The organism is Aeromonas sp. QDB56 (genome assembly GCF_027705505.1).
GTDB lineage: Bacteria > Pseudomonadota > Gammaproteobacteria > Enterobacterales > Aeromonadaceae > Aeromonas > Aeromonas caviae.
In genome coordinates, this window is record NZ_JAPDBZ010000208.1 from 1 (window position 1) to 4,520 (window position 4,520).

4 protein-coding genes and 1 pseudogene are annotated in these 4,520 nt (G+C 47.0%); all 5 read right to left on the reverse strand.

Going from position 1 to position 4,520, the window contains the following annotated elements:
- Nucleotides 1-76 precede the first annotated feature (76 nt).
- Nucleotides 77-481 (reverse strand): annotated as a pseudogene (locus OKB81_RS19495) (NAD(P)/FAD-dependent oxidoreductase); the annotation flags it as partial.
- A gap of 33 nt (nucleotides 482-514) precedes the next feature.
- The gene (locus tag OKB81_RS19500; RefSeq protein WP_226031392.1) at nucleotides 515-1,513 is read right to left on the reverse strand and encodes an SLAC1 anion channel family protein; all 999 of its coding nucleotides are present in this window, start codon (nucleotides 1,511-1,513) and stop codon (nucleotides 515-517) included.
- Between the two features lie 361 nt (nucleotides 1,514-1,874).
- Nucleotides 1,875-2,402 carry a NifB/NifX family molybdenum-iron cluster-binding protein gene (locus OKB81_RS19505; protein ID WP_160839159.1) on the reverse strand — a complete coding sequence of 176 codons (528 nt, stop codon included), beginning with the start codon at nucleotides 2,400-2,402 and terminating at the stop codon, nucleotides 1,875-1,877.
- Nucleotides 2,377-2,697, reverse strand: coding sequence for a DUF134 domain-containing protein (locus OKB81_RS19510; RefSeq protein WP_160839161.1), 321 nt, complete (start codon nucleotides 2,695-2,697; stop codon nucleotides 2,377-2,379). The genes OKB81_RS19505 and OKB81_RS19510 overlap by 26 nt, the downstream gene beginning before the upstream one ends.
- Nucleotides 2,698-3,006: 309 nt before the next feature.
- Nucleotides 3,007-4,157, reverse strand: a protein-coding gene (locus OKB81_RS19515; RefSeq protein ID WP_160839163.1) for an IS3 family transposase whose coding sequence is annotated in 2 segments (ribosomal slippage) — nucleotides 3,007-3,920 and nucleotides 3,920-4,157 — 1,152 coding nt in all. Because the reading frame shifts where the segments join, the coding sequence is not laid out codon by codon here.
- Between the last annotated feature and the right edge of the window lie 363 nt (nucleotides 4,158-4,520).

Sequence of the window (4,520 nt, forward strand, 5' to 3'; positions counted from 1 at the left end):
CTATCTGGAAAAGGTACTGGATGCTGGGTTGGCTAAATTGACCTCAATTTAACAATTTGTTCACGCTCTCACCCTGGCTACGCAGACTGTAGACATGATGACTATTAATTCCCGGTATTGGCGGTTTAATCGGTGATGCGCCTGGGCTTAATAATAGCTTATCATATGACTCCTGATAGGTTTCCCCCGTCAACGTCTGCTGAATCGTTATAATTTTATTTTTTACATCAATGTCTATAACGTCATTAAATACACGAACATCAACATTGAATCGGTTTTTGAAACTATCAGGAGTTTGAAGTATCAAGGCATCCCGTGATTCGATTTCACCACTGATATGATACGGCAAACCACAGTTTGCAAAGGATACAAACTCTCCACGCTCTAGAACTATGATTTCAGCATCTTCTGCTACTCTTCTTGCTCGTGCAGCTGCGGAGGCCCCACCGGCGACACCACCGACAATTACAATCTTCATCATAAAAATCCCTACGGTACAATCAATTAACGACTCTTATTCAGGTCGGCACAATTCAGCAGCAAGCACAGCTTTTATGGTGCGAATTACCAACCAGAACAATAAAACAGTCAATAAACACAATAGTACGCCCGATAACGCTTGGAAAAATACAGATGATGTCAGATGTGCCATTTTCATTGAGGCAATAGTTAAAGCGGCTAAAGGAAAGGAATAGGCCCAGGAAGAGATAAAAAATGGCACTTTGAAAAATCTAAATATATTCATTGCAAGTAATAAGCCTAGAAATAGTGCGATGTAATAGATAACTCTTGCAAAAACATCAAGCTGGCCAACTAGGCTGGTATAGGAGACAAATCCAACAGAGGGGGGAGCTAGAAGAATAAATAGCATAGGGGTCATTCGAGCGGGTAATGGCTCATGAAAGAACAGCCGGTACATGATGATCGTCAACAGTACGATCCAAAATACGATCCCGATACTGAAACAAAACCAGCTCAACTCGGTGTAACCTAATTGGCTACCTGTAATAGGGACAATAATATTGCCAACCACAGGAATAAACCAACTTGGGTTCGCATGTGATAGAGTGTAGTGAGTGTGGTGAATCCAACTGCTCATCACATACATGGTAAGAGCAATTTGCAAGGTGGTTCCAGCAATCCATAAATAAGTGGAAGTTATTGTTTCATGCTGCCAAACAACAGAAAGTAGCAAGAGGCTGATAGAAAAAGAAGGAAAGAAGTTTATTCGAACCGGGTGGCGAATTTCTTCTAGCACTGAATGAGTATAACGCCCTATTTTTACCGCATAAAGGATTGACAATATGACCATCGCTATTGATGTCGCGTAAGCAAATATTGACCAAATGGCCATGCCATGAAAGAAAATGGCAGAGGCACCTTTCCAAGCCAGAGTAAATCCGGACAATCCCATAATCATCGAAAAAAATGACACTGGAAAATAAGCAATTCTAGGCAAGTCAGGCTCAAGATTAGACTGAGGAACATTTAAAGTCATTTTGATATCCACCATGAGTGTTGATTTTATTCAAGCTACTACATTAGAGATGTCTAATTCAACTGATTTGTCTCAACTTCTTCATCTTGATGAAATAATAATAAATATCTGACTGAGCATTCAGTCCATGCTCAGTCAGAACCTTTACCTATGTTTATTTTTACTAAGGTAATATTACAAAATTAGCGTTGCTGTTTAACTGGTTCGGATATCTGATATAAATGCTCATCACATCGTGTATGACAACCACAAAGCCGCTCTTGACCAGTTTCAGGTGATATTGTCAATTCTCGTTTGCGCACCTGGCGGAGCCAGAACAGAAGTGCAACACCCAACAAGTTCAGCCAAGTGAACAATATTGGCAACACACATTGACTTAGGACTGACAGCATTTGCCACGACCCTGGCCGCGATGACCACAGCCATGTCTGTGTATCTGGTTCCCTTGACCATGAACCATCTCTTGCTGAAGAGGCTTAGTTTCGTGACAGCAAGCCACTGAGTACTCCCCTTCGGAATGCTTACAACCACCAGACTTTTTCTTCACTTCATGATTCAGCGATTGACGGCCTTGACTAGCCTGATGCAACTGCTTCAGTCCACTGGTAACTGGATCAACCAGCTCATGAGTTGGGCGGCGACCACAGTCAGTCTGATACACGACAAACTGCCGGGCCAGCAATTTTCCCAACATCTGCTCGCCGATATTGCGAACTACAATCCGCTCAACCTGTTGCTCTGCTAATAGATCGACCATTTTCTGTTTACCGGCACAATTAGCCGCCAGTGCAGGATTGTCGACCCGGTTAATCTCAACGCCACGTTCATCTAGAAAGACTAAGCAATTAGCCTTGGTAAAATGGTTGGCGACCCGATCATCAATCATTGGAATGGCTGTGATCATGTTTTGTAACTCCTTCATCCTCAAGGTGCATCATAAGGGCCTTGCCCTGGGTTAAGCAGTCCACGACCTTGAAACGGGCTGCTTTCAGAACATTGGCCAGTGTCTGCCGGGAAACCCCCATCTCCACCGCCGCTTCTTGCTGTTGCATGCCGAGTAAATCGACCAATCGCAAGGCTTCAAACTCATCATCTTTCAAGCGAACTTGCTCCAACTGGCTCATGGGTCGAGCATTTGGCTTGAAGCAACTATCCGCTGGGCGGCCACAGATGTTACGTGGAATCTTAGGTCTAGCCATTAGGGTTCCTTACTGGCATATGCCATATATACACCTTGAATGTGGCATATGCAACATATTGGTTGTGGTTAGAGACAAATCTAGATCGGACGCTCATTAATTGGGCTTCATATGAGGTTCTTTTCGCGTCATCTAGAGCCTTGCTGTGACATGGTAATCTTTTATGGTTTTTCAAAATTGTGCCGAACTACCAATCGCTTTCATCCCAAAAATGAGTTTCGAAAGGGACTTTTTTTGGCTTGGCGCATAGTTTGTGCCCCAGTTTCTACCTGCATGTTCTTGAGGTCGAAGTGAATCGCCCCTGGTTTTCTAGACACTCTGTTGCTGACAAATAAACTGCCTTTCAAACTCTACCGGCGACAACCCATCATTGGAACCATGGCGTCTGATTGGGTTGTAAAACATTTCGATATAATCAAATACGTCGCTGCGGGCTTCATCTCTTGTCGCGTAAATCCTGCGCTTGATCCGCTCCCGTTTGAGCAACTGAAAGAAGCTCTCGGCGACCGCGTTGTCGTGACAGTTACCCCGTCGGCTCATGCTGCAACTCAGGTTGTGGGTCTTCAGAAAGTCCTGCCATTCACCACCGGTAAACTGGCTGCCCTGATCCGAATGCACCAGTACCGGCTGCTTGGGCTTGCGCCGCCAGACGGCCATCAATAACGCATCAACCGCCAAGTCTGCCGTCATGCGTGACTTCATCGCCCAGCCGACGATCTGGCGAGAGAACAGGTCGAGCACCACCGCCAGGTACAGCCACCCTTCTTGAGTACGGATGTAGGTAATGTCAGTCACCCAGGAGATGTTGGGGGCTGGCACCTTAAACTGACGTGCCAGCGTGTTTGGGGCCGCCTGCGTGCTCTTGCCTCCATAATGCCCCTTGCGGCGTTGATAACCTGTTTGCGAACGCAGTCCTTCCCGCGTCATTAATTTGGCCACACGGTGCATGCCGCAGCCTTCCCCTGCGTCACGAAGGTCGCGATGGATCTTGCGATAGCCGTAGACAGCACCACTTTCCAACCAGGATTGCTTGACCAATCCGATCAGTCGTTCGTCCTCCTGCTGTCGTGGCGATACGGGCTGTTTCAGCCACGCATAGAAGCCACTTCGGTGAACCCCCAGGGTCTGGCACAGGGTAACGACACTGTAGCGGTCGAGTCGGGAGGTTATGAACGCGTACCTTTCCTTGACTCGCTGGCAAAGTACGCGGCGGCCTCCTTTAGGATATTGCGCTCCTCGGTGACTTGGCGCAGTTCGGCTTTCAGGCGGCGGATCTCGGCTTGCAAGGCAGACTCTTCGAGCTGCTGGTCAGCAGGCTTGCCGTACTGCCTGAGCCAGGCATACAGACTGTGGCTGGATACCCCAAGGGCGCGTGCAACGTCAGCCACCGGCCATCCGCGCTCGGTGATTTGTTTAACGGCTTCGATTTTGAATGTTTCTGGATAACGCTGACGGGTCATAACACCTCCAATAGTTGCTCATTTTAAGGCTGTGAGGTGTCTAGGGAACTGGGGGCGATTCACATCATGTGGGGAGAGGGCTTACTGCGCTGTTCTAGGTCAAAAAACAGAATTAGATGATGGTTCTCATTGGTTTCATCTTGTAAGCACTCCATCAGTTGGGTAGGTATGTAGGCATAGAGCTCAGGAACCTGTAACAGATTTTGATCGGAAACTAGGGGCGATTCATGAGACTGCAAGCTCCTTTGCTCTATGACGAGGAGCCCACACAGAACACTGCAATCCTAGGGAAGGTGCGAACAAGTCCCTGATATGAGATCATGTTTGTCATCTGGAGCCATGAAAAAGGGTTCATCATGAGTC

Excerpts from the sequence above, each read along its gene's own strand:
- OKB81_RS19510 (WP_160839161.1), bottom strand. The coding sequence starts at position 2,697 with ATGGCTAGACCTAAGATTCCACGTAACATCTGTGGCCGCCCAGCGGAT.
- OKB81_RS19500 (WP_226031392.1), bottom strand. The coding sequence starts at position 1,513 with ATGGTGGATATCAAAATGACTTTAAATGTTCCTCAGTCTAATCTTGAG.
- OKB81_RS19505 (WP_160839159.1), bottom strand. The coding sequence starts at position 2,402 with ATGATCACAGCCATTCCAATGATTGATGATCGGGTCGCCAACCATTTT.